The sequence below is a fragment of the Streptomyces sp. NPDC034085 genome (assembly GCF_055575555.1).
This window is the reverse complement of the sequence record NZ_JBVISL010000001.1, coordinates 794,018-818,225: the sequence shown is the minus strand read 5'-3', so window position 1 is coordinate 818,225 and position 24,208 is coordinate 794,018. Positions and strand designations below refer to the sequence as shown.

Genomic DNA, 24,208 nt, shown 5'->3' with positions numbered 1-24,208 from the left:
AGGGGGAGGGACTGGTGGGCGGCAACGATCGCGTCGATGCGGTGGGCGAGGTCGAAGGGGCTTTCCGGGCCGGCACGACACGGAACGACGATGGGACTGACGGGAAACCCCCGAACCAGCCCTGATCCGGCCCAGGGGCACACACCCCCCCGCCCCACCGGGGCAGGGGGGTGCGGCAGGGCGTCAGCCCTGGGCGGCCGCCGCCGTGTCCGCGGCCTGGGCCTTCAGGGCGCGCTCGACGCCCGCGCGGGATTCCGACACCAGGCGGCGCAGGGCCGCGTTCGGCTCCGCCGAGGACAGCCAGGCGTCCGTCGCGGCGAGGGTCCCCTCGGAGACCTGGAGCGACGGGTACAGCCCCACCGCGATCTGCTGCGCGATCTCGTGGCTCCGGCTCTCCCAGATCCCCTTGACCACCGCGAAGTACTTCTCGGCGTACGGCGCGAGCAGCTCCCGCTGGTCGGTCTGGACGAAGCCGCCGATCACGGCCTCCTGCACCGCGTTCGGCAGGTCACCCGACTCCACCACCGACGCCCACGCCTCGGCCTTGGCCTCCGCCGTCGGCCGCGCGGCCCGTGCCGTCGCCGCGTGGCGCTCGCCCGCCGCCGTCCGGTCGCGCTCCAGCTCCGCCGCGATCGCCGCCTCGTCCGCACGCCCCGTCGCCGCCAGGCGCTCGAGGAACGCCCACCGCAGCTCGGTGTCCACGACCAGGCCCTCGACCTCCGCCGAGCCGTCCAGCAGTGCCGCCAGGTAGCTCAGCTGCCCCTCGGTACGGGCCGTCGCCGCGAAGGCCCGCGCCCACGCCAGCTGGTGGTCGCTGCCCGGCTCGGCCGTGCGCAGGTGCTCCAGCGTGGCCTCGGTCCAGACCGCGAGGCCCTGCTCCCGCCACGCGGGGTCGGCGTACAGGTCCACGGCCAGCTTCACCTGGCGGTGCAGCGACTGCACCACGCCGATGTCGGACTCCTTGCCGATGCCGGACAGCACCAGCGCCAGGTAGTCCCGCGTCGCCAGCTCGCCGTCCCGGGTCATGTCCCACGCCGACGCCCAGCACAGGGCGCGCGGCAGCGACTCCGTGAAGTCGCCCAGGTGGGCGGTGACGTTGGCCAGCGAGACCTCGTCCAGGCGGACCTTGGCGTACGACAGGTCGTCGTCGTTGAGCAGCACGACCGCCGGACGGGTCCGGCCCGCCAGCTCGGGCACTGCCGTCAGCTCGCCGTCGATGTCCAGCTCGATCCGGTCCGTGCGGACCAGCTTGCCGTCCCGCAGGTCGTACAGGCCCACCGCGATGCGGTGCGGCCGCAGCACCGGCTCGCCCTTCGCGCCCGCGGGCAGCGCCGGGGCCTCCTGGCGCACGGCGAACGAGGAGATGAGCCCGTCCGCGTCCATCTCGATCTCCGGCCGCAGCACGTTGATGCCCGCCGTCTCCAGCCATGCCTTCGACCAGGCGGTCAGGTCGCGGCCCGAGGTCTCCTCCAGGGCGCCCAGCAGGTCCGACAGGCGCGTGTTGCCGAAGGCGTGCGCCTTGAAGTACGCCTGCACGCCCTTGAAGAAGGCCTCCATGCCGACGTAGGCCACGAGCTGCTTGAGCACCGAGGCGCCCTTGGCGTACGTGATGCCGTCGAAGTTGACCAGGACGTCGTCCAGGTCGCGGATGTCGGCCATGATCGGGTGCGTGGACGGCAGCTGGTCCTGCCGGTACGCCCAGGTCTTCATCGAGTTCGCGAAGGTCGTCCACGCGTGCGGCCACTTCGAGCCCTCGGCGTAGGCCTGGCATGCGATCGACGTGTAGGTGGCGAACGACTCGTTCAGCCACAGGTCGTTCCACCACTCCATGGTGACGAGGTCGCCGAACCACATGTGGGCGAGCTCGTGCAGGATCGTCTCGGCGCGCACCTCGTACGCGGCGTCCGTCACCTTCGAGCGGAAGACGTACTGGTCGCGGATGGTCACCGCACCCGCGTTCTCCATCGCGCCCGCGTTGAACTCCGGCACGAAGAGCTGGTCGTACTTCGCGAACGGGTAGTCGTACGCGAACTTCTCCTGGAACCAGTCGAAGCCCTGCCGGGTGACGTCGAAGATCGCGTCCGCGTCGAGGAACTCGGCGAGCGAGGGGCGGCAGTAGATGCCGAGCGGAACGGACTGCCCGTTCGGTCCCTCGTAGGTGCTGTGCACCGCGTGGTACGGGCCGACGATCAGGGCCGTGATGTACGAGGAGATGCGCGGGGTCGGCTCGAAGACCCACACCCGGTCCTTCGGCTCGGCGCCCTGCGAAATGTCGCGCGGGGAGTTCGAGATGACCGTCCAGCCCTCCGGGGCGGTCACGGTGAACTGGAAGGTTGCCTTCAGGTCGGGCTGCTCGAAGCTGGCGAAGACCCGCCGCGCGTCCGGCACCTCGAACTGGGTGTACAGGTACGCCTGCTGGTCGACCGGGTCGACGAAGCGGTGCAGGCCCTCGCCGGTGTTGGTGTAGGCGCAGTCCGCCACGACCCGCAGCTCGTTGGCCCCGGCGGCGAGGTGGTCCAGCGCGATCCGCGAGTCGCGGAAGACGGCGGCCACGTCCAGCGCCTTGCCGTTCAGGACGGCCTCGTGCACGGCCGGCGCGACCAGGTCGATGAAGGTCCCGGCGCCTGCCTCGGCCGACTGGAAGCGCACGGTGGTCACGGACCGGAAGGTGCCGCCCTCCTGCGCGCCGCTGAGATCGAGTTCGATCTCGTACGAGTCGACGGTGAGCAGCTTCGCCCGCTGCTGAGCCTCTTCACGGGTGAGATTCGTGCCAGGCACGCGGTCATCTCCTTTGATGGTGACGTTGCCCCGCCATCCTGCCATTCGGACAGCGCCCCCGCGTCGGAGTAATCCACGGGCGAACGCGAGGTCGCAAACCCGCCGGACACGGCCCCCGGGCGCGGGGACCCTGGGGGCATGAGCATCAGACACCGGGTGAGGCCCATCGGGGCGGCGGCGCTGGCCGAGCTCCGCGCACGTGACGACGCGGGGCGGGACTGCGTCCCGTACACCGACGAGGAGGGCGGTGCGCCGCTGCGGTGCTGTCTGCGGCCGAGCGCCGCCGGCGAGCGCGTCGCGCTCGTCTCGTACGCACCGCTGCGGCGCTGGGCCGCGCTGACCGGGGCCGATCCGGGCGCTTACGACGAGCAGGGCCCGGTCTTCGTCCACGCCGAGGCCTGCGGCGGACCGGCGGACGGCGGGGCCGGGGACGGCGGGGCGTACCCCTTCGCCGAGCCGGGAGTGCAGCGCACCGCCCGGCGGTACAGCGCGCGCGGGCACATCCTCGGCGGCCGGGTCCTGGACCTCGGGGAGGACCCGCAGGCGGTGCTGGGGCGGGCCCTGGACGAGGCCTTCGGCGATCCGGAGGTCGCCCTCGTGCACGTCCGGGCCGCCGGGTTCGGCTGCTTCCTCTTCGAGGTGCGCAGGCCCTGAGCACCGGAAAGGGGCGGCACCGTGACGGCGCCGCCCCTCAGCCCTGCGACCGGATCAGCCGCGCAGCTCCTCGGCGACCAGCTCCGCGATCTGCACCGCGTTCAGCGCGGCGCCCTTGCGGAGGTTGTCGTTGGACAGGAACAGCGCGAGGCCGTTCTCGACCGTCTCGTCCGCGCGGATGCGGCCCACGTACGAGGCGTCCTTGCCGGCGGCCTGGAGGGGGGTCGGGATCTCGGACAGCTCGACGCCGGGGGCGTCCTTCAGCAGCTCGGTGGCGCGCTCGACGCTGATCGGGCGGGCGAAACGGGCGTTGACCTGGAGCGAGTGGCCGGAGAAGACGGGGACGCGCACGCAGGTGCCGGACACCTTGAGCTCCGGGATCTCGAGGATCTTGCGGGACTCGTTGCGGAGCTTCTGCTCCTCGTCGGTCTCGAAGGAGCCGTCGTCGACGATCGAGCCGGCCAGCGGCAGCACGTTGAAGGCGATGGGACGCTTGTAGACGCCCGGCTCGGGGTACGCGACGGCCTCCCCGTCGTGGACGAGCGCGGTCGCCTCCCCGGCGACGGCCTTGACCTGGCCGTCGAGCTCGGCGACACCGGCCAGGCCCGAGCCGGAGACGGCCTGGTAGGTGGTGGCGACCATCGCGGTCAGGCCGGCCTCGTCGTGCAGCGGGCGCAGCACGGGCATGGCGGCCATGGTGGTGCAGTTCGGGTTGGCGATGATGCCCTTGGGGCGGTTCCTGACCGCGTGCGGGTTGACCTCGGAGACCACGAGGGGGACCTCGGGGTGGCCGCGCCAGGCGGAGGAGTTGTCGATCACGACGGCGCCCTGGGAGGCGACCTTCTCGGCGAGGGCGCGGGAGGTCGCGCCGCCCGCGGAGAAGAGCACGATGTCGAGGCCGGAGTAGTCCGCCGTGGCGGCGTCCTCGACGGTGATCTCCTTGCCCTGCCACTCCAGGGTCGAGCCGGCGGACCGGGCCGAGGCGAACAGCCGCAGCTCGTCCACCGGGAACTTCCGCTCGGCGAGGATGCCGCGCATGACTCCGCCGACCTGTCCGGTGGCTCCGACGATTCCGACCCTCACGGTGACTCCTTCGATACGTGGACGCGGGCGCGCGTGAGGCCATCATGCGTTCGACCCCACGAGGCTTGTCCAATCCATTGTCCGAGGTGCGGACAGTGTCGGGGCCGGGAACTCCCGTGACGCGCGCGCGGGGGGCGTGCCGCCGGACCCCCGAAGGTCCGTTGTGCCTGGTCACGGGGGGTAGCTTGCGGTCGGATCGTGATCGTCATCCGGACGCGGCACACCCGTAGCCGGACATCCGCCCGGTCCGGCGGGGGGAAAGCCGAAGGGGCGGTGCTCGGTCGAGCACCGCCCCTCCGTCATGTGCCGGTCGGCTCACTCCATTACGGGGTGACCTTGTCGATCTGCACGCTGCCGGTGCCGGCGGCGGTGCCGCGGGCGTTGAGCAGCTGGACCTGGCCGAAGAACTGACGGCCCTCGGGGGCCGCGGCGGAGACCAGGACGTTCGCCGAGACCTGCGCGGAGGCGCCGGTGGCGAGGTTGACCGCGGCGGCCTCGTCGACCTGGACGGAGCCCAGGGCGGCCGAGAAGTACACGTCGCGGTAGTCGTACGTGGTGGTGCCGGCCGGGACCGCGTAGCCGATCACCTTGATGGTGTAGGTGCCCGCGGCGGGCTTGGCCAGGCTCACGGACTCCTCGGAGTCGCCGTCGGCGGAGGAGCCGACCTTGACGCCGTCCTTGTAGACCTCGAGGTCGAGGTCCGCGGCGGTGTCGGAGGGCTTGGCGATCGCCACGTCCAGGCGGGAGGCACCCTCACCGACGGTGACCTCGGTGGTCTGGGTCTCGCCGGCGGCGATGGTCGGCTTGGCGACCTTCGCGGAGCCGAGCGGGCCGCCCTGGAGCTTGCCGCCGGAGATGGCGGCGGCGTCGTTCTTCACGGTCCACTGGACCGGCGCCGGGGTGCCCTGCTTGACCTCGGGCAGGACCTTGACGGCCGGGTCGAAGCCCGCACCGAGGACCGAGACGTCCAGCTTGAACGGGTTGTCGAGCAGCGGCGACGTACGGCGCGACTCGACCTCGATCTCCCAGACGCCCGGCTGCGGGTCGGCGTACGAGCGCAGGTCGGGGCGGCACTGGTTCGCCGGGTTGTCGTAGTTCGGGTAGCACTGGGTGGTGGCGCTGTCCTCGACGCCCGTGCCGTACGGGTGGATCGAGATGAAGCGCGTCTGGCTGCCCGCCGCGAGCCCGCCGAGGGCGACCTCGAGGGTCTTGGCGCCCTGCGGGACGGTCACGAAGTACGACTTGTGGCTGTTGCGCTGCACGGTGGAGGTGTCCGACAGCGTGAACGAGGGCTTCGCCAGCGGGGTGGCGGCGACGACCGTGGCCAGGATCTGCTTGTCGACGCCCTCGGTGGTCGGGTCGTCGAGCTGCAGGATGCCGCTGTGGACGCCGGCCGACTTGACGTTGGCCTCGACCTTGAGGGTGACCGGCTTGTTCAGCGGGAGGGTGACGTAGTCGTATCCGCCACCGCCGACGACCTTGAAGCTGCCGTCGTTGTTGCGCCAGCTGATGTTGTGCCGGGTGCCGTACTTCACGCCGGTGGTGCGGGTGACGACGACGTCGTAGACCTTCTTCTGGCCGACCTTGAGGCCGCCCTCGCGGTCGTAGAGGCCGGTGCCGAAGCCCGGGGTCTTCAGGAACTGGTCGAGCGCGGTGTCGACGGGGGCCTTGACCGTGAACTCGTTGGCCTTGGCGCCGCGCTGGATGGACTCCCACGCCTTGGGAACGTCGATGAGACCGGCACCCTGTGCGTGGGCCGGGACGTCGTCGATCTTCTTGGCGGTGCTGGTCAGCGCCACGCGCAGGTTCGCCGGGGGCAGCGCGATCTTCTGCTGCTTGGCGGCCGAGATCAGCAGGGCGCTCGCGCCCGCCGCCTGCGGCGAGGACATCGAGGTGCCCTGGAGCATGCCGTAGCCGGCCGGGAGGGTGTAGCCGGCCTCCTTCACGGGCGCGCCGGGCAGCCAGGTCTGGATGGTGTTGATGGCCGCGCCGGGGGCGGTGATGGTCGGGGTGAACCCGCCGTCCTCACGCGGACCGCGCGAGGAGAAGGGGAACATGTTGTACTTCTTGGCCACGCCGGAGCCGTAGTTGGCGGCCCAGGTCTCCTTGGAGACCGCGGCGCCGACGGAGATGACCTTGTCGGCCAGACCGGGGTCGCCGATGGTGTTGACGCCCGGGCCCTCGTTGCCCGCCGAGATGACGAGCTGGACGCCGTAGGTGTCGATGAGGTTCTTGTACAGCTCCGAGCGGGCGTTGTTGCCGTCGTTCAGCGCCGGCAGGCCGCCGATCGACATGTTGACGATGTCGACGCCGCGGTTGACGACGAGGTCGATCATGCCCTCGGTCAGCGCGACGTTGGTGCAGCCGCCGGACCAGGAGCAGGCGCGGGACGAGACGAGCTTGGCGCCGGGCGCCTGGCCGTTCATCTGGCCGCCGAACAGGCCGTTGGCGGAGGTGATGCCGGCGACGTGCGTGCCGTGCTCGGACTCGATGATGCCGACGTTGACGAAGTCGGCCTTCTTGCCGACCCAGTCACCGCCGAGCGGGTCCATCGGGACGTCCTTGCGGATCTCGATGGTGAAGGGGATCCGCTCCGCCACCTCGGTCGCCGGGTTGTCCGTACCGAACCAGCCGATCTGGTAGCCGTCCTTGTACGGCTTCATCGGCTCGTTGTCGGTGAAGTCGCCGTTCTGGTCGGTGTCGACGCGGACGGTGCCGGCGGCCGGGTCGTAGAGCATGCCGAACCGGTCGGTGGTGTCCCCGTCCCGGTTGACGTCGCCCTTCATGTCGCCGTTGGCGGTGATCGACTCGCTGAAGCGGCTCCACTGGAAGGTGCCCTCGGGGGCCTTCCAGCTCTGGCCGCCCGCGGTGAACGCGCCGCCCGCGGAGGTGACGGGGGTGATCTGGGCGCGCCAGGTCCCGTCGTTGTCCGTGATCGGGTCGGTGGCGGTCACCCAGTCGACGATCTTGCGCTCGCCGGTGGTGGTCTTCTGGAGCGCGGGGTGGCTGACGTCGACGCCCGAGTCCATGATGCCGATGGTCACGCCACGGCCGTCGGCCTGCGGGTTCTTCGCGACGAAGTCCACCGAGCCGGTCTCGAACGACGGGTTGTACGGGTTCTTGGCCGGGGTCTTCCCGTCCGGCGCCGGGTAGGTCTCGGCGGCGGTCTTCTTGGCCGAGCCCTCCTTGCTCACCTCGGGGCGCGGGTCCGGCAGCCGGATCTCGTGCCGCAGGTCCATGCCGTGCACGGACTCCAGCTTGGCGGCCGCCTTCAGCGCGGCCTCCGCCTTGTCGGTCGGCAGGGTGGCGCGTACGTAGCCGAGCTTGTCGTACGTCTGGCCGACCGAGGCGCCCTGGACGGCGTCGAGCTGGTCGGCCACCTGCTTGGTCTGACCGGGGGCGGTCGCGACCATGACGGTGACGGTCGCGTCGCCCTTGGCCTTGGCCTCCTGGAGCAGTTCGGCGTCGGCCGAACCGAGCTTCTGGTCAGCGGACTTGACCGGAGCGGTGGTGGAGGGGTCGCCGTCGGCGCCCGCCGCGAAGGCGGGCACTGCGCCGGTGGCGCAGAGGGCGGCCACCAGGCCCGCGGCCGCCGCGACGCGGGCCGCGCGCCTGCCGCCGGGTATGGCCCCGGTGGTGGAGCTGGGGGAGTCGAGGGTCATCAGCATCCCTGGCTAAGTGAAAGATACGGTCCGGAATTCGGTGCCGGATGACCGGTCAGCTTTGCGCAAGTGACAGCTGTTTGGGGAGGGTTGTCATTGACCGAGACCTGACATGGCGGGTTCCCGTCAGTGCTGGGTCACCGCCAGTGCGGACATGGCGGGGCAAGCCGGGGCGAGTCATTGGACCCGGCTAGTGGATTTATCGACCTTTCAGCCCCCTACCGGGGGCTGGGCGGAGCTCCGTCTCATAACGGGTGTGACAGATTCCGACCGTTCAGCGCTCGCGCGTGCGCGCGTAGTGGCGGGAGGCCTTGGCGCGGTTGCCGCAGACGGCCATGGAGCACCAGCGCCGGGTGCCGTTGCGCGAGGTGTCGTGGAAGTGCAGCACGCAGCTCTCCGAGGCGCACGCGCGGATCCGGTCGGGCGCGGTGGCCAGGAGGCCGAGGTAGTCACGGGCCGCCGTCCACGCCGGACCCCAGGAGGGGTCGGCGAACTCGGCGCGCTCGCCCGGGCCTTCGGCGGTCAGGGTGGCGCGGATCCGGCCGTGTTCCAGCACGGAGTCGACCAGGGAGCGCGCGCTCGCGTCGGCCGGGTCCGCGACGGCCCGGGCGATCGCCTCGCGGGCGGTCAGCAGATGGACGAGGGTCGCGGCGTCGGCCCGGAAGCGGCCGGCCAGGCCGGTGCTCTCCAGCCACAGCGCGAGCCCCTCCACCCGGGTGAGCCCGAAGGCCCCCGCGAAGAGGTCGGCGATCTCGCCCTCCCGCATCCAGCGCGTGTTCAGCAGGTCGAGGGAGACCGGCTCTCCGGTGAGCGGACGCGGGTCCGTGGTCGGTGCCGTCATGTCCGCCTCCTGGTGCCGCTAACCCCTCAAGCATACGTAACCGGTTGACGCCCACGTCTATAACCCTTAATCTCGATTTAGAAGGTTAGAACTCCAGGACTTCTGGAACCTCGGGGAAGGGAAACCCTCATGTCGAACGCCGCCGCCGGCACGCTGCGCACCGGGCACATCGGCCTCAACGTCACCGATCTGGACCGCTCGCTCGCCTTCTACCGGGACGCCCTCGGCTTCGAGCAGCTGGGCGAGGGCAAGGAGGAGGGCCGCAGATACGCCTTCCTCGGCCGGGACGGCGAACTGGTCCTGACCCTGTGGCAGCAGGCGGAGAACCGGTACGCGCCGCAGGCCGCCGGGCTGCACCACCTCGCGTTCTCCGCCGGCGCGATCGAGGAGGTCCGGGCGTACGAGGAGCGGCTGCGCGGCCTCGGAGTCGACTTCGCCTACGAGGGCGTCGTCGCGCACCGGGAGGGCGCGGCCTCCGGGGGGATCTTCTTCCACGACCCCGACGGCACCCGCCTGGAGATCTCCGTGCCCGCCGGGGCCCAGGGCGCTCCCGCCCCCACGGCGGACGCCCCGACCTGCGGATTCTTCTAGGAACTCAAGGAGCGGGGGTCGTCATGGGCCGGTACCACCAGGGCTCGCTGGCCGTGCAGGAACGGGTCGGCGTACGCGAGCTCGCCGAGCACGTCGGCCGCTCGATCGGCGCGGGCATCCGCGAGGTCGCGGCGGCCTTCCTCGCCGAACAGCCCCACCTCGTCGTCGGCGCCGCCGACGGCGCGGGGCGGATGTGGGCCTCGCTGCTCACCGGCGCGCCCGGTTTCGCACGGGCCACCGGGCCGGGCCGCATCGAGGTCTCGGGGGGCCTGCCGGAGGGTGACCCGCTGGCGGGGGCGCTGGCCACCGCCGGCACCCGCGTCGGCACGATCTCCCTCGACCCGCGCACCCGGCGCCGGATGCGGCTCAACGGGACCCTCGCCGTCACGCCCGGCGGTTTCGCGGTGGAGGCGGAGCAGGTCTTCGCCAACTGCCCGAAGTACCTCCAGAAGCGGCAGCCGCTGGAGCTGGTGGCCGAAGGGGCCGGTGTCCTCTCGCGCGGGGAGGCGCTCACCCCCGGGCAGGAGCGGGCCGTCCGCGCCGCCGACACCTTCTTCATCGCCACCACCGCCGAGGCGGACGGGGCCGACGCGAGCCACCGGGGCGGCATGCCGGGCTTCGTGGAGGTGCTCTCGCCGACGGAGCTGCGCTGGCCGGACTACGCCGGGAACTCGATGTTCCTCACCCTGGGCAACCTGGCCGCCGACGACCGGGCCGGGCTGCTCTTCCCCGACTGGGAGGGCGGCGGGCTGCTCCAGCTGAGCGGGCGGGCCCGGACCGAGTACGGCCCCGGCGGGAGCCGGGCGGTGCGCTTCCGGGTGGAGGCGGCGGTGGAGAGCCTGCACCCGGGGCGGCTGCGCTGGAGCGCCCCGGAGTACTCCCCGGCCAACCCGCCTCACCGGGGCAGTACGACCAGGTAGGCGGCGGGCTCGCGGTCGCCGGACGCCGTCAGGGCGGTCCGTACGACCGCGGCCTGCTGTTCGGGCCAGTCCCGCAGCTTGCGGGGCGTCAGGTACAGGACGGTCACCCCGAGGCGCTCCAGGGTCTCGCGCTTGCGGACGGCCTCCGACCAGTCCTCGTCCTCGCCCTGGCGGGGTGCGCGGGTGTCGATCTCGATGGCCACGGCCTGCTCGGGCCAGAACGCGTCGACGCCGCCCAGGTGCGGGCCGCCGGGCAGCCGCAGGTCCACGTTCCAGACGGGCTCGGGGAGCTCGAAGCCCCGTACGAGCTGGTACAGCCGGTCCTCGGCGAGGGCCCGGCCCTCGGCGAGGAGGGATTCGACGGCGTCCACCACGTGCGGCCGGTTCAGCAGCCGGGCCACCGTCAGCTCCCGTACGACGGCGGACGGTTCGCAGTGCCCGCCGCGGACGGCCTCGCTGAGGATGCGGCGCACCGTATCGGCGTCGGAGACTTGCGCGACGGCGTCGGCGACGGCCCGCGCGACGGGGGCCACCGGCAGCCCGGTCACCTCCAGGGGGCCGGGCGGGGTGTGGGCGCGCACGATGCGGACGTCGCCGGTCGAGCGCAGGCGGCGGGTGTGGGGGACGAGGACGTCGATGTGCGGGAGGGCGAGCAGGGCGGGGGTGGAGGAGAACCGGTAGAGCGCGAGGGCGGCCAGCCCGGTGATCATGACCTCGCCGCTGCCGCGCCGGCCGGCGTACAGCAGGGCGGCGTGCAGCCGCTCCTCGCTGGTCGCGGGGCCGGAGTGGAGCAGGAACACCCCGGGCAGCACCTGCTGCCAGGGCCGCCCGGCGGCGTCGGAGGCGCTGACGCCGTGCTCGCGCAGCTGTGCGAGGGTCAGCACGCGGGGGCGGCTGGCGGTGAGGTGGGCGAGGGGGAGGGGCGCGTTCTGGTTCATGACTCGGTGATTCCCTCAGGCCAAGGCCTTCCTAACGCCTGTTACACGCCCGTCGACAAATCCGGACAAGACGGGGCTAAAGTACGGGCGTTCGACTGCCGAAAGAGACCGCCACCTCCGATCACCCGATGAACGCACCGATGCCCCCGCCGGAGTGCCGGCGGGGGCATCGGTGTGCGACGGGCGGGGTGCGGCGGCCTGGCCGGCCCCCGCACCCCGCGCGGGGGTCCTCAGCCGGTGGCCGCGTCGCAGGCCTGGCCGCGCAGGGCGCGGGCCAGGTCGTCGCGGGACTCCAGGACCAGCCGGCGCAGGGCCGGGGCCGCGTCCGGGCGGGCCGCAAGCCAGGCGTCCGTCGCGGCCAGCGTCGCCGGGGAGTCCTGGAGCGCGGGGTAGAGCCCCTTCACCACGTCCATGCCGATCTGGATCGACCGCTCCGCCCAGACCCGCTCGATCACCGCGAAGTACCGCTCGGTGTGACCGGCCAGCAGCTCCCGCTGCGAGGACTGCTGCATCCCGCTGATGGTGGCCTCCACCAGCGCGTTCGACAGCGCGTCCGACTCCACCACCGCCGCCCACGCCTGGTCCTTGACCGCCGCCGAGGGGCGCGCCGCCAGGCACCGCACCTGGTGCCGCTTGCCCGAAGCGGTGTCGTCCCGCGCCAGTTCGGCCTCCAGCACGGACTCGTCCACCGCCCCGTGCGCCACCAGCGGCAGCAGGAAGTCCCAGCGCAGCTCCTGGTCGACCTCCAGCCCGTCGATCCGCGCCGTGCCGTTCAGCAGCCCCAGCAGCAGCTGGAAGTCGCCCTCCGTCGCCGCGCTCGCAGCGAAGAACCTGGCCCAGGTCAGCTGGTGCTCCGACCCCGGCTCGGCCAGCCGCAGCTCGTGCAGGGCGCCCGCCGCCAGGTCCCGCCCGCTCTGCTCGCGCCACTCCGGCGCCGCGTAGTGGGTCACCGCGCTCAGCGCCTGCGCGTGCAGCATCTGGAGCACGCCGACGTCGCTCTCCCGGCCCGCGTGGGCCAGCACCAGCGACAGGAAGTCCCGGGCCGGCATCAGGGCGTCCCGCGTCAGGTTCCACAGCGCCGACCAGCACAGCGCCCGCGCCAGCGGATCCGTCAGATCGCCGAGGTGGGCGCGCAGCGTCGCCAGCGAGCCCTCGTCGAAGCGGACCTTGCAGTACGTGAGGTCCTCGTCGTTGACCAGGACCAGGTCGGGCCGCTCCAGCCCGGCCAGCTCCGGGACCGCCGTCCGGGCGCCCGCCACGTCGGCCTCCGCCCGGGCGTAGCGCACCAGCGACCCGTCGGCCTCCAGCCGGTACAGGCCCACCGCGACCCGGTGCGGGCGCAGCTCGTCGCCGTCCTGGAGCACCGCCAGTTCCGTCAGCCTCCCGCCGGCGTCGCAGGTCACCGCGGGCGTCAGCGCGTTCACGCCCGCCGTCTGGAGCCAGGCCCGCGACCACGTCGCCATGTCCCGCCCGGAGACCTCCCCGAGCACCGACAGCAGGTCGTCCAGGGTGGTGTTCCCGTACGCGTGCGCCTTGAAGTAGCGCCGGGCGCCGTCCAGGAACGCCTCCCGGCCCACATAGGCGACCAGCTGCTTGAGCACCGCCGCGCCCTTGGCGTACGTGATGCCGTCGAAGTTCAGCTTCGCGTCCTCCAGGTCACGGATGTCGGCCGTGATCGGGTGGGTGGAGGGCAGCTGGTCGGCCCGGTACGCCCACGCCTTGCGGCTGTTGGCGAAGGTGACCCAGGCCTGGTCGAAGCGGGTGGCCTCGACCAGGCCGAAGGAGCCCATGAAGTCCGCGAAGGACTCCTTCAGCCACAGGTCGTCCCACCACTTCATGGTGACCAGGTCGCCGAACCACATGTGCGCCATCTCGTGCAGGATGACGTTCGCGCGCCGCTCGTACGAGGCCTGCGTGACCTTCCCCCGGAAGATGTACTCCTCGCGGAAGGTGACCATCCCCGGGTTCTCCATCGCGCCGAGGTTGTACTCGGGGACGAAGGCCTGGTCGTACTTCCCGAAGGGGTAGGGGTAGTCGAAGATCTCGTGGAAGAGGTCGAAGCCCTGCTTGGTGACGAGGAAGACGTCGTCGGCGTCGAAGTGCTTCGCCAGTCCCTTGCGGCACATGGCGCCCAGCGGGATCGTCAGGTCCCCGCGCGTGTAGGTGTCCGTGACGTAGTGGTACGGCCCGGCCACCACGCAGGTGATGTACGTGGAGATGGGCGCGGTCTCGGCGAAGCGCCAGGTCTGCCCCTCGCGGGACTCCTCCGCGCCGTTGCTCCACACCCGCCACCCCTCGGGCGCGCTCACCTCGAAGCGGTAGGGCGCCTTCAGGTCGGGCTGCTCGAAGTTGGCGTACACCCGGCGGGCGTCGGCCGGCTCGTACTGGGTGTAGAGGTAGACCTCGCCGTCCTCCGGGTCCACGAAGCGGTGCATGCCCTCGCCGGTCCGGCTGTAGGCGCAGTTCGCATCGACGACCAGGACGTTCTCGGAGGCGAGCCCGTCCAGCGCGATCCGCGAACCGTCGAAGACGGCGGCCGGGTCCAGCGCCCGCCCGTTCAGGGTGACGGAGTTCACCGACGGGGCGATCAGGTCCGCGAAGGAGGAGGCGCCCGGGACGGCGGCCCGGAAGCGCACGGTCGTCACCGAGCGGAAGGTGCGGGGGCCCTCGGCCGGTTCGGCCTCGTCCACCGCGGACCTCAGGTCGAGGACCACCTCGTACCCGTCGACGGACAGCAGCTCGGCCCGCTCGCGGGCCTCGTCGCGGGACAGGTTCTCTCCGGGCACGTTGCACTCCTTCGTGCGTGATCACGGTCTTCGCTGGAATCCTCCCACGGGGAATGCGCCCGCTCCCGGCCTGGTTGGCGGATAAGAACATGACCCGTGACGCCTTATGTGACTTGAGGAGAACCATGACCGACACCCAGGTGCGCGAGAAGACGCCGGTCGACTTCTGGTTCGACCCGCTCTGCCCCTGGGCCTGGATGACCTCCCGCTGGATGCTCGAGGTCGAGAAGGTCCGTGACGTCGAAGTCCGCTGGCACGTGATGAGCCTCGCCGTGCTCAACGAGGACAAGCTGGACGAGCTGCCCGAGCGCTACCGCGAGATCGTCGGCCCCAAGGGCTGGGCGCCGGTGCGCGTGGTGATCGCGGCGCAGCAGAAGCACGGCGACGAGATCACCGGCAAGCTGTACACCGCGCTCGGCACCCGCATCCACAACGAGGACCGGGGCGCGACGCGCGAGGTCATCGCCGACGCGCTGGAAGAGGTCGGGCTGCCGGCCGAGCTGCTCGCCTACGCCGACTCCGACGAGTACGACCACGTCGTGCGCGACTCCCACAACGACGGCATCGAGCGCGTCGGCCAGGAGGTCGGCACCCCGGTGATCTCCGTGCCTGGCGCCGACGGCGACGAGGTGGCCTTCTTCGGCCCGGTCGTGACGCCGGCTCCGCGCGGCGAGGCCGCCGCCCGCCTGTGGGACGGCACCCTGCTGGTCGCCTCGACCCCCGGCTTCTACGAGATCAAGCGCACCCGCACCAAGGGCCCGTCCTTCGAGTAGTCCGGCCCGGACACCTACGGAAGACCCCCGTGAGTCACGTCCTCACGGGGGTCTTCCGCTCTGCACGCCCGCACGCGAAGGCTGAGAAGACGATCACGAGGCGGGCGGGTCCTGCGGGGTGCCGGTCAGCCCTTGACGGGGATCAGCAGCGGGGTGTTGGCCTTGGCGTCGGCGTAGCGCCGGGCGACGTCCTGCCAGTTGACGACGTTCCACATCGCCTCGATGAAGTCGACCTTCTGGTTCTTGTACTGGAGGTAGAAGGCGTGCTCCCAGGCGTCGAAGACCAGGATCGGCGTGCTGGCGACGCCCACGTTGCCCTGGTGGTCGTAGACCTGCTCGACGACCAGGCGGCCGCTGACCGGCTCGTACGCGAGCACGCCCCAGCCGGAGCCCTGCGTCGCGGAGGACGCGAAGGTGAGCTGCTTCTTGAACTTGGCGAAGGAGCCGAAGGACTCGGTGATCGCGTCCGCGAGGTCGCCCACGCCGTCGGCCGCGGAGGGCTCGCCGCCGCCCTCGCCGGTCTTCGGGCTGGCCATGTTGTTCCAGTAGATGCTGTGCAGGATGTGGCCGGAGAGGTGGAAGGCCAGGTTCTTCTCCAGGCCGTTCAGCGCGCCCCAGTTCTCCTTGTCGCGCGCCTCCTCCAGCTGTTCGAGCGTGGTGTTGGCGCCCGCGACGTAGGCCGCGTGGTGCTTGTCGTGGTGGAGCTCGATGATCTGCGGGTTGATCACCGGCTCGAGCGCCGCGTAGTCGTAAGGAAGCTCAGGAAGCGTGTAGATGGCCATGCGTGTGTCCGGTCCCCTCGGCGTGCCAATCGCTTATTGCAATTAATGCGCAACTGCACGCTAGCAGTATCTATTCCGGGTCACACGTAAGGGTCGCCTCGGTACGACGGGAGGCGGACCCCGCGTCGCACACGGGGTCCGCCTCCTGGCGCAGTGGCTGCCGGGCCGTCAGCCGCGCGCCGCCCGGCGCTGCACCGCGTACCCGGCCGCGGCCAGCGCCGCGGTCAGCCCGCCGGTGAAGACCACCTGCACGCGGGTGTCCTCGCCCAGGGCCATCAGCACGAGCACCCCGGCGACCCCGGCCAGCGCCACCCACGTCAGGTACGGGAAGCCCCACATCCGCACGACCAGCCGCCCGGGGGCCTCGCGCTCCAGGCGCCGGCGCAGCACGAACTGCGAGACCGCGATGAAGCCCCAGACGATGAGGATGACCCCGCCGACCATGTTCAGCAGCCAGGCGAACAGGGTGTCCGGGTACCAGTACGACAGCAGGACGGTGACGAAGCCGAAGCCCGCCGAGGCCAGCACCGCCCGCCGGGGCACCCCGCCCGAGACCCTGCCCAGCGCCCGGGGTCCCTGGCCCCGCGCGACCAGGGAGTGGGCCATGCGCGAGGAGCCGTAGATGTTGGCGTTCATCGCGGACAGCAGGGCGATCAGGACGACGGCGTTCATGATCTGGCCGGCGGCCGGGATGCCCAGGTGGTCCAGCGTCGCGGCGTACGGGCCGTTCTCGGTGACGCCCGGGTCGTTCCAGGGCAGCAGGGTGACGATGACCAGCATCGAGCCGACGTAGACGACCGCGATCCGCCACATGGTGGTCCTCACCGCCTTGGCCACGCCCCTGACCGGGTCCCCGGACTCGGCGGCCGCGATGGTCACCGTCTCCAGCCCGCCGTACGCGACGACCGAGGCGAGCAGGCCGACCAGCAGCCCGTCGACCCCGTGGGGCAGGAAGCCGCCGTCGTGCAGCAGGTTGGCGGCGCCGGGGGAGGAGGTGCCGGGCAGCAGGCCCAGGACGGCGAGGACGCCCAGGGCGAGGAAGAGCCCGATGGCGCCGATCTTGAGGGCGGCGAACCAGAACTCGAACTCGCCGAAGCGCGAGACGGCCCCCAGGTTGGCGGCGGTGAAGACCACCATGAGCACCAGCACCCACATCCACGACGGGGTGCCGGGGAACCAGCCCGCCAGGATGTGCGCCGCGCCGATCGCCTCGATGGCGACGCCCACCACCAGCAGGATCCAGAACATCCAGCCCGCGGTGAAGCCGGCCCAGGGCCCGATCGCCCGCTCGGCGTGCACGGAGAAGGAACCGGAGGCCGGGTTGGCGGCGGACATCTCGCCGAGCATCCGCATCACGAACATCACCAGCAGTCCGGACACGGCGTACGCCAGCACGATCGAGGGGCCCGCGGCCGCGATTCCGGCGCCGGAGCCGACGAAGAGCCCGGCGCCGATGACCCCGCCGAGGGCGATCATCGAGAGGTGGCGCTGCTTGAGGCCGTTGCCGAGGGGGTTCCCGGCCTCCCGGGCCGGGGAGCCCTGCTGTGCGGGACGTGCGGTGGTGCTCTGACTCATGCGGGCCAGTCTGCCGAGCGTCCGTTTATCGGACGTCGGTCGTCCATCATCCGGACACCCCTCTCACGGGACGTGACCGCCCGCCCCGGAAAGCGGAACAGGCCCGGGACCGAGGTCCCGGGCCTGCCGCACACCTGCCGAGGGGTCAGGACCGGCGGTCCCGCACCTCCCGGTAGCACGCCACCAGCAGCACCACGGCCGCCGCGCCGGAGGACCACAGCAGCTGCGGCCGCGCCGAGTCGTCGAACAGCATCAGCACCAGGACCGCCGCCATCCCGGCCAGCGCCGCCCACGTCAGGTACGGGAACGCCCACATCGGCAGCGTCAGCCGCTCCGGCATGTCCCGCTCCAGCCGGGGCCGCAGCCGCAGCTGCGAGACCGCGATCAGCACCCACACGAACAGCAGCACCGCGCCGACCGCGTTGAGCATGTAGAGGAAGACCGTGTCCGGCCACAGCAGGTTCAGCACCACCGACACGAAACCGAAGGCCACCGAGGCGAGGACCGCGCGCGTCGGCACCCCGCTGCCGGAGACCTTCAGCAGCGCCTTCGGCGCCTCCCCCCGCTCGGCCAGCGAGAACACCATGCGCGACGAGCCGTAGAGGTTCGCGTTCAGCGCCGACAGCAGCGCCACGAACACCACGATGTTCATGATCTGGCCGGCCGCCGGGATCCCGATGGAGTCGAGGACGGCGACGTACGGGCTCTCCCCGGGCTCCAGCGAGTCCCACGGCAGCAGGCTCACGATGACCAGCATCGAGCCGACGTAGAAGAAGAGGATGCGCCACACCGCGCTGCGCACCGCCCGGGACACGGACTTGGCCGGGTCGTCCGACTCGGCGGCCGCGATGGTGACGACCTCCAGGCCGCCGAAGGCGAAGACCACCGCGAGCATGCCGGCGACCACCCCGCCGAGGCCGGCCGGGAAGAAGCCGCCCCGCCCGGTCAGGTTGGCCGTCCCCACCGGCTCGGTGTCCGGCAGCAGGCCGAAGACCGCCAGGGTGCCGAGGATCAGGAACAGGACGATCGCGCCGACCTTGAGGGCCGCGAACCAGAACTCGAACTCGCCGAAGTTCCGCACCGCCGCCAGGTTGCTGAGGGTGAAGACCACCATGAAGATCAGCACCCACAGCCACTGGTCGACCGAGGGCACCCAGCCGTGCGCGATGTTCGCCGCTCCGGTCGCCTCCACGGCGAGCACCACGACCAGCAGGAACCAGTACAGCCAGCCGGCCGAGAAGCCGGCCCAGCGCCCGAGGGCCTTCTCCGCGTACACGGAGAACGAGCCGGAGGCGGGCATCGCCGCGGACATCTCGCCGAGCATCCGCATCACCAGCATGGCGAGCACGCCCGCCAGCAGGTACGAGCAGATGATCGCGGGGCCGGCGATGCCGATGCCGGCGCCGGAGCCGACGAAGAGGCCGGCGCCGATGACGCCGCCGAGGCCCAGCATGGTCAGGTGACGCTGCTTGAGGCTGTGGCTCAGGGGTTCCGGGGGCAGGCCGCCCTCGGTGACGGACAGGTCTTCGCGCATGAGCAGATTCGTACTCTCGGTAGGCAAGCGACGCCGGGGGCTGCGCAAGGGATGGGCGGGCAAGGGGCGGGAGATCCGGGGGGATTGGCGGGAACCTACAGTCTGGCCGGAGGGGAGCCTCCGGAGCAAAAAGGATGTGTCATCGCATGCGGGCCGTGATCGGGATCACTCCAACTCGGGTGTAGTGCCGTCCCTTTGTGCGGTCCCCACCAAACCGGACAGTATGCCTTTGTCCCGGTCGGCGGTGGGGCGGCGGTCGGCCGGCGGCTAACGTCGCGGTGTCCCGCCCGACCACCCACCTTCCGGAGCCTTCGATGAGCACCGCTTCCGTCTCCTTCCGGCCCGGCGCCGTCCTCGCCGACCTGCTGCCCGCGAGCCGCGTCCGCGACGCCGCCCTCGTCGTCGGCGGAGCCGCGCTCACCGGCCTGGCCGCCCAGCTGTCCGTCCAGGTCGACGGCCTCGCCGCCCCGATCACCGGGCAGACCTTCGCGGCCCTGCTCGTCGGCACCGCGCTGGGCGCCCGCCGCGGCTTCCTGTCGCTCGCGCTCTACACCCTGGTCGGCATGGCCGGCGTGCCGTGGTTCGCGAACGGCGGCTCCGGCGCGGGCGGCGCGACCTTCGGGTACGTCCTCGGCATGCTGCTCGCGTCCACCCTCGTCGGCGCCCTCGCGCGGCGCGGCGGCGACCGCTCGGTGCTGCGCATGGCCGGGACGATGGTGCTGGGCTCCGCGGTGATCTACGCGGTGGGCGTGCCGTACCTGATGGCCGTCACCGGGATGTCCCTGGAGACCGCCGTCGCCAAGGGCCTGGTCCCGTTCCTGATCGGCGACGCCCTCAAGGCCGCGCTGGCCATGGGCGCGCTGCCGACCGCCTGGAAGCTGGCCGGCCGCCGCGGCTGAGCCCCGCCCGTACGACAGCCCCGGACCGCGCGTGCGGTCCGGGGCTGTCGTGTCCGTACGGGAGGTAGGGGACGTACGGGAAGTGCGGCCTGCGGGACTACGCGTCGACGGCGGTCTTGCGGCGGGCGTTGCGCACCACACCGATGAGCACCACCACGGCGGCGACCAGCAGCGAGAGCATGACCGTCTTGCGGTTGCCGTCGTCGTAGACCATGTAGCCGAGGACGAAGGTGATCATCGCCGCGGTGGCCCAGGTCAGGTACGGGAAGAGCCACATCTTGACGGTGAGCTTCTCCGGCGCCTCGCGGACCAGGATCTTGCGCATCCGCAGCTGGGTCAGGCAGATGACCAGCCACACGAAGAGCGCGATGGCACCCGACGCGTTCAGCAGGAAGTCGAAGACCGTGTCCTTGTAGGCGTAGTTGAAGTAGACGGCGATGAAGCCGAAGACCACGGAGCCCAGGATGGCGGCGGTCGGAACGCCCTTCTTGCTGACCTTGGCGAAGGCCTTGGGGGCGTCACCGCGCTCGCCCAGCGAGAACGCCATGCGGGAGGCGGTGTACAGGCCGGAGTTCAGGCAGGACAGCACGGCCGTCAGGACGATCACGTTCATGATCTGGCCGGCGTGGGCGATGCCGATCGAGTCGAGGGCGGCGACGTACGAGCCCTTCTCCACGATCGACTTGTCGTTCCACGGCAGCAGGGTCAGGACGATGAAGATCGAGCCCAGGTAGAAGACGCCGATGCGCCAGATCACCGAGTTGGTGGCCTTGGTGACCGCGCGGCGCGGGTCCTCGGACTCGCCGGCCGCCAGGGTGACGATCTCGCTGCCCATGAAGGAGAAGACGACCATCAGCACACCGGTGAGGATGGAGCCCCAGCCGTTGGGTATGAACCCGCCGGTGTCGGTCAGGTGCGCGAAGCCCGCGCCCGGGTTGTCCGAGCCGGGCAGCACGCCGAAGACGGCGAGCATGCCGACGATCACGAAGGCGCCGATGGCGACGACCTTGATGCCCGCGAACCAGAACTCGAACTCGCCGTAGGAGGCGACCGAGCCGAGGTTGGTGACGGTCAGCACGGCCATCACGATCAGGGCCCAGGCCCACTGCGGGACGGCCGGGACCCAGCCCTCGAGGATGACGGCGCCGGCGGTGGCCTCGACGGCCAGCACGACGACCCAGAAGAACCAGTACAGCCAGCCGATGGAGAAGCCGGCCCAGCGGCCCAGCGCCCGGTCGGCGTACGCGGAGAAGGAGCCCGAGTTCGGGCTGGCGGCGGCCATCTCGCCCAGCATCCGCATCACGAAGACGACCATCGCGCCGACGAGGGCGTACGAGATCAGGATGGCGGGGCCGGCCTTGGCGATGCCGCCGCCGGAGCCGACGAAGAGGCCGGCGCCGATGACACCGCCGATGGCGATCATGGAAAGGTGGCGGTTCTTGAGACCGGCCTTGAGACCGTCGGAGGGCTGGGCGGAACCGGGTTCGCCGGTCGGGTCGCCTGCCTTCTGAAGGGTCGTCGTCGTGCTCATGGACGAATCCTTAGGTTCTCGGGTGGAGAGTTCCGGCATTCAAACCCGATACCCCCGCAAGACGGAAGACCTTCGTCCGATAGTTACCCGAGGCCCCCAACGCGGGACCAAGGTCCCGACCCCTCCCGTCTGCGTTCTTTGGGTTTACTTGAGGTTTAGAAGTGATTTATGCGACACCCCTCTGCCGTCCCTCGGGGTCCCGCATGCCACACTCGACCCATGCGCGTGTATCTCGGATCCGACCATGCCGGCTTTGAGCTCAAGAACCACCTGGTGGACTGGCTCAAGAACAACGGCCACGAGCCCGTCGACTGCGGGCCCCACATCTACGACGCGGTGGACGACTACCCGCCGTTCTGCCTGCGCGCCGCGGAGAAGACCGCCGCGGACGCCGACAGCCTCGGCATCGTGATCGGCGGCTCCGGCAACGGCGAGCAGATCGCCGCCAACAAGGTCAAGGGCGTCCGCGCCGTCCTCGCCTGGAGCGTGGAGACCGCGAAGCTCGGCCGCGAGCACAACAACGCCAACGTCATCTCCGTCGGCGGCCGCATGCACACCCAGGACGAGGCCACCGCCTTCATCGAGGCCTTCCTGGCGACCCCGTACTCCGGCGAGGAGCGCCACACGCGCCGCATCGACATGCTCTCCGCGTACGAGACCACCGGCGAGCTCCCCCCGATCCCGGCCCACCACCCGCAGGACCAGTAGGACCCCGTGCCGCCGGACGCACCCGTCCGGCGGCACGCCCATGCGTATCGAGGAGCACCGCCGTGCCCGAGGGGCATACGATCCACCGGCTCGCCCAGGACCACACCGAGCGCTTCGCCGCCCGCCCGGTACGGGTGAGCAGCCCGCAGGGCCGCTTCGCCGAGAGCGCGGCCCTGCTCGACGGCCGGGAGCTGGAGAGCGCCGAGGCGCACGGCAAGCACCTCTTCCTGGAGCTGGGCGACGCCTGGATCCACATCCACCTCGGGCTCTTCGGCAAGCTCGGCTTCGGCCCCGCCCCCGCCCCGCCGGCCACCGACACGGTCCGGCTGCGCCTGCTGAACGACGACCACTACGCCGACCTGCGCGGCCCCACCGCCTGCGCCCTGATCGGCGAGGGCGAGAAGAAGGCGATACACGACCGCCTCGGCCCGGACCCCCTGCGCCCGGCCGACGACCCCGGCCGCGCCTGGGCCCGCATCTCCCGCAGCCGGACCACGATCGCCGCGCTGCTGATGGACCAGAAGATCGTCGCGGGCGTCGGCAACGTCTACCGCGCCGAGGTCCTCTTCCGCCACGGCATCGACCCCTACCGGCTCGGCAAGGACCTCACCCGCGCCGAGTGGGACGCGATGTGGGCCGACCTGGTGGTGCTGATGCGCGAGGGCGTCCGGAAGAACCGCATCGACACGGTCCGTGACGAGCACCTCCCCGAGGCCATGGGCCGCCCGCCGAGGGTGGACGACCACGGCGGCGAGGTGTACGTCTACCGGCGGGCGAACATGCCCTGCCACATCTGCGGCGGCGAGATCCGCACCGCCGGCCTCGCCGCCCGCAACCTCTTCTGGTGCCCGGGCTGCCAGCGGCGCTAGAAGCCGTGGGGGAGCCACGGGGCGACGTCGCCCGCGAAGGCCCGGGAGGCCTCCCGCAGCGCGCCCGGCCGCAGCTCGCGCACCCGGCCCGCCGCCGCCAGGGAGGTCAGCGTGACCCCGCCCAGGTAGGCCGCGCCCAGCTCCCGCACCGACAGCGCCAGATCGGCGGCGGCCTCCGTGCGTACGCACCGCGCGGCCCCGCCGGCGGCCGTCAGCCGCCACCGTCCCGCGTTCCACGGGCAGAACCCGTCCTCGACCTCGACGACCACGTCCACCCCCGCCCCGTACGTCCGCGCCTCCAGCGCCGCCGGCAGGTCCACCAGCCGCACGTGCAGCCCGTCCCGCTGCGTCGCCCGGACCCGCCGGACGTTGCTGACCAGGTGCAGCAGCGGATCGTCCACGGGCCGCCCGGACGCCCGTACGCGACAGGTCAGGTCGATCTCGAAGAGGTAGCGCCACAGCGCCGCGTACGCCGCCGGGTCCGGTGCGTGCACCTCGCCGACCTGGACCGTGCCGTCCGGACCGCTCGGGTCCCAGTCGGACTTGACCCGGTAGCGGGCGTACCCGGCCACCTCGCCGTCCGGCCCCTCGGCCACCACGCACTTCAGCGGCGACGCCCCGTCGCGGTGCTCCGCCGGGTCCACGAGCGCCTGCCGCTCCCATCCCGGCTGCCGCGCGAGCATGCCCGGCCGGCCCGCGACCAGGGCGGCGTAGACCCGCTCGCAGTCCGCGAGGGCCTTCTCGGGGTCCACGAGCCGCAGCCGCACCCCGTCCGTCCCCGGCGGCGCGGAAATCCGTACCCGGGTGGTGTCGATGTCGACGGCCACGGCGTACGTGGCGATGCCGTACCCGAAGCGGCCGTAGATCTCCGGCTCCGAAGCCGTCAGCACGGCGAGTGCCCCGCCACTCGAACGGATGTCGTCCAATTGGCGACGCATCATCGAGGTGAGCACCCCGCGCCTGCGATGGGTCGGTGCGACACCGACCATGGTCACGCCCGACGCCGGGACCAGGGCCCCGCCCGGCACCGACAGGCGGAAGCCGAACGCCGAAGCGGAGCCGACGCAGTCCCCGCCGTCCCAGACCCCGAGGGAGCGGTCGAGCTCCGTCAGGGACCGGTAGAGCTCCCGGACCGAGGCGACCTCGGGCACACCGCCGAACGCCAGTTCCAGATGATCGAACCAGGTGTCCCACTCGTCGTGCCGCACCACCCGCGTCTCAAGAGTCATGCGGTCATCCTCGCCCGGGCGTTCCGCCGCGGTCCAAGGGTTTTCGCCCCGCGGA

18 protein-coding genes are annotated in these 24,208 nt (G+C 71.6%); 7 read left to right on the top strand and 11 right to left on the bottom strand.

The window, feature by feature from the left end; translation table 11 throughout:
- Positions 1-183: 183 nt before the first annotated feature.
- Positions 184-2,778 carry an aminopeptidase N gene (gene pepN, locus ACZ501_RS03805; RefSeq protein WP_468792251.1) on the bottom strand — a complete coding sequence of 865 codons (2,595 nt, stop codon included), beginning with the start codon at positions 2,776-2,778 and terminating at the stop codon, positions 184-186.
- A gap of 138 nt (positions 2,779-2,916) precedes the next feature.
- Between pepN (ACZ501_RS03805) and ACZ501_RS03800 the strand changes: the two genes are divergently transcribed.
- On the top strand, positions 2,917-3,432 hold the full coding sequence (locus ACZ501_RS03800; protein WP_468792249.1) for a DUF1203 domain-containing protein: 516 nt from the start codon (positions 2,917-2,919) through the stop codon (positions 3,430-3,432).
- 54 nt (positions 3,433-3,486) lie between these two features.
- Here ACZ501_RS03800 and ACZ501_RS03795 read toward each other — a convergent pair whose 3' ends face one another.
- The 3 genes from ACZ501_RS03795 to ACZ501_RS03785 form a co-directional block, all read right to left on the bottom strand.
- Complete coding sequence (locus tag ACZ501_RS03795) at positions 3,487-4,515, bottom strand: aspartate-semialdehyde dehydrogenase (protein ID WP_361602005.1); 1,029 nt, start codon at positions 4,513-4,515, stop codon at positions 3,487-3,489.
- Between the two features lie 323 nt (positions 4,516-4,838).
- The gene (locus ACZ501_RS03790; RefSeq protein ID WP_468792246.1) at positions 4,839-8,177 is read right to left on the bottom strand and encodes a S8 family serine peptidase; all 3,339 of its coding nucleotides are present in this window, start codon (positions 8,175-8,177) and stop codon (positions 4,839-4,841) included.
- A gap of 274 nt (positions 8,178-8,451) precedes the next feature.
- Positions 8,452-9,018, bottom strand: a complete 567-nt coding sequence (locus tag ACZ501_RS03785; RefSeq protein ID WP_361601999.1) for a CGNR zinc finger domain-containing protein — start codon at positions 9,016-9,018, stop codon at positions 8,452-8,454.
- Positions 9,019-9,147: 129 nt separating this feature from the next.
- Between ACZ501_RS03785 and ACZ501_RS03780 the strand changes: the two genes are divergently transcribed.
- Together ACZ501_RS03780 and ACZ501_RS03775 are read left to right on the top strand one after the other, a co-directional pair.
- Entirely contained in the window at positions 9,148-9,609 is a 462-nt protein-coding gene (locus tag ACZ501_RS03780) for a VOC family protein (RefSeq protein ID WP_361601996.1), read from the top strand.
- Positions 9,610-9,632: 23 nt separating this feature from the next.
- Positions 9,633-10,529 (top strand): pyridoxamine 5'-phosphate oxidase family protein, encoded by an 897-nt coding sequence (locus tag ACZ501_RS03775; RefSeq protein ID WP_361601993.1) that lies wholly within the window; start codon positions 9,633-9,635, stop codon positions 10,527-10,529.
- Here ACZ501_RS03775 and ACZ501_RS03770 read toward each other — a convergent pair.
- Both ACZ501_RS03770 and pepN (ACZ501_RS03765) read right to left on the bottom strand, forming a co-directional pair.
- On the bottom strand, positions 10,505-11,467 hold the full coding sequence (locus tag ACZ501_RS03770) for a hypothetical protein (RefSeq protein ID WP_468792243.1): 963 nt from the start codon (positions 11,465-11,467) through the stop codon (positions 10,505-10,507). The genes ACZ501_RS03775 and ACZ501_RS03770 overlap by 25 nt on opposite strands.
- Before the next feature lie 230 nt (positions 11,468-11,697).
- Entirely contained in the window at positions 11,698-14,253 is a 2,556-nt protein-coding gene (gene pepN, locus ACZ501_RS03765; RefSeq protein WP_468792241.1) for an aminopeptidase N, read from the bottom strand.
- A gap of 125 nt (positions 14,254-14,378) precedes the next feature.
- Between pepN (ACZ501_RS03765) and ACZ501_RS03760 the strand changes: the two genes are divergently transcribed.
- Positions 14,379-15,026, top strand: a complete 648-nt coding sequence (locus ACZ501_RS03760; protein WP_361601984.1) for a mycothiol-dependent nitroreductase Rv2466c family protein — start codon at positions 14,379-14,381, stop codon at positions 15,024-15,026.
- Between the two features lie 125 nt (positions 15,027-15,151).
- Here the strand turns inward: ACZ501_RS03760 and ACZ501_RS03755 are convergent, their stop codons facing one another.
- From ACZ501_RS03755 to ACZ501_RS03745, 3 genes are all read right to left on the bottom strand, one after another.
- Entirely contained in the window at positions 15,152-15,808 is a 657-nt protein-coding gene (locus tag ACZ501_RS03755; RefSeq protein WP_361601981.1) for a superoxide dismutase, read from the bottom strand.
- 168 nt (positions 15,809-15,976) lie between these two features.
- Positions 15,977-17,383 carry an amino acid permease gene (locus ACZ501_RS03750; protein ID WP_468792238.1) on the bottom strand — a complete coding sequence of 469 codons (1,407 nt, stop codon included), beginning with the start codon at positions 17,381-17,383 and terminating at the stop codon, positions 15,977-15,979.
- Between the two features lie 145 nt (positions 17,384-17,528).
- Positions 17,529-18,917 carry an amino acid permease gene (locus tag ACZ501_RS03745; RefSeq protein WP_361601975.1) on the bottom strand — a complete coding sequence of 463 codons (1,389 nt, stop codon included), beginning with the start codon at positions 18,915-18,917 and terminating at the stop codon, positions 17,529-17,531.
- Between the two features lie 314 nt (positions 18,918-19,231).
- On the opposite strand from ACZ501_RS03745, the gene ACZ501_RS03740 reads away from it, so the two are divergent.
- Positions 19,232-19,816, top strand: a complete 585-nt coding sequence (locus tag ACZ501_RS03740) for a biotin transporter BioY (protein WP_468792235.1) — start codon at positions 19,232-19,234, stop codon at positions 19,814-19,816.
- A 97-nt stretch (positions 19,817-19,913) separates the two neighbouring features.
- Here the strand turns inward: ACZ501_RS03740 and ACZ501_RS03735 are convergent, their stop codons facing one another.
- Positions 19,914-21,347: an amino acid permease gene (locus tag ACZ501_RS03735; protein WP_468792232.1), complete on the bottom strand. Its 1,434-nt coding sequence runs from the start codon at positions 21,345-21,347 to the stop codon at positions 19,914-19,916.
- Positions 21,348-21,566: 219 nt separating this feature from the next.
- Here ACZ501_RS03735 and ACZ501_RS03730 point away from each other — a divergent pair, with 219 nt between their 5' ends.
- Positions 21,567-22,055: a ribose-5-phosphate isomerase gene (locus tag ACZ501_RS03730; RefSeq protein ID WP_361601966.1), complete on the top strand. Its 489-nt coding sequence runs from the start codon at positions 21,567-21,569 to the stop codon at positions 22,053-22,055.
- Between the two features lie 62 nt (positions 22,056-22,117).
- Entirely contained in the window at positions 22,118-22,924 is an 807-nt protein-coding gene (locus ACZ501_RS03725; protein WP_468792229.1) for an Fpg/Nei family DNA glycosylase, read from the top strand.
- Here the strand turns inward: ACZ501_RS03725 and ACZ501_RS03720 are convergent.
- The gene (locus tag ACZ501_RS03720) at positions 22,921-24,153 is read right to left on the bottom strand and encodes a GNAT family N-acetyltransferase (RefSeq protein ID WP_468792226.1); all 1,233 of its coding nucleotides are present in this window, start codon (positions 24,151-24,153) and stop codon (positions 22,921-22,923) included. The genes ACZ501_RS03725 and ACZ501_RS03720 overlap by 4 nt on opposite strands.
- Between the last annotated feature and the right edge of the window lie 55 nt (positions 24,154-24,208).

What these genes read in the sequence shown, in the direction of transcription:
- ACZ501_RS03740 (WP_468792235.1), top strand. Translation starts at nt 19,232, where the DNA reads ATGAGCACCGCTTCCGTCTCCTTCCGGCCCGGCGCCGTCCTCGCCGAC.
- ACZ501_RS03720 (WP_468792226.1), bottom strand. Translation starts at nt 24,153, where the DNA reads ATGACTCTTGAGACGCGGGTGGTGCGGCACGACGAGTGGGACACCTGG.
- ACZ501_RS03775 (WP_361601993.1), top strand. Translation starts at nt 9,633, where the DNA reads ATGGGCCGGTACCACCAGGGCTCGCTGGCCGTGCAGGAACGGGTCGGC.
- ACZ501_RS03750 (WP_468792238.1), bottom strand. Translation starts at nt 17,383, where the DNA reads ATGAGTCAGAGCACCACCGCACGTCCCGCACAGCAGGGCTCCCCGGCC.
- ACZ501_RS03770 (WP_468792243.1), bottom strand. Translation starts at nt 11,467, where the DNA reads ATGAACCAGAACGCGCCCCTCCCCCTCGCCCACCTCACCGCCAGCCGC.
- ACZ501_RS03785 (WP_361601999.1), bottom strand. Translation starts at nt 9,018, where the DNA reads ATGACGGCACCGACCACGGACCCGCGTCCGCTCACCGGAGAGCCGGTC.
- ACZ501_RS03790 (WP_468792246.1), bottom strand. Translation starts at nt 8,177, where the DNA reads ATGACCCTCGACTCCCCCAGCTCCACCACCGGGGCCATACCCGGCGGC.
- ACZ501_RS03745 (WP_361601975.1), bottom strand. Translation starts at nt 18,917, where the DNA reads ATGCGCGAAGACCTGTCCGTCACCGAGGGCGGCCTGCCCCCGGAACCC.
- ACZ501_RS03755 (WP_361601981.1), bottom strand. Translation starts at nt 15,808, where the DNA reads ATGGCCATCTACACGCTTCCTGAGCTTCCTTACGACTACGCGGCGCTC.
- ACZ501_RS03730 (WP_361601966.1), top strand. Translation starts at nt 21,567, where the DNA reads ATGCGCGTGTATCTCGGATCCGACCATGCCGGCTTTGAGCTCAAGAAC.
- ACZ501_RS03800 (WP_468792249.1), top strand. Translation starts at nt 2,917, where the DNA reads ATGAGCATCAGACACCGGGTGAGGCCCATCGGGGCGGCGGCGCTGGCC.
- ACZ501_RS03735 (WP_468792232.1), bottom strand. Translation starts at nt 21,347, where the DNA reads ATGAGCACGACGACGACCCTTCAGAAGGCAGGCGACCCGACCGGCGAA.
- ACZ501_RS03780 (WP_361601996.1), top strand. Translation starts at nt 9,148, where the DNA reads ATGTCGAACGCCGCCGCCGGCACGCTGCGCACCGGGCACATCGGCCTC.
- ACZ501_RS03760 (WP_361601984.1), top strand. Translation starts at nt 14,379, where the DNA reads ATGACCGACACCCAGGTGCGCGAGAAGACGCCGGTCGACTTCTGGTTC.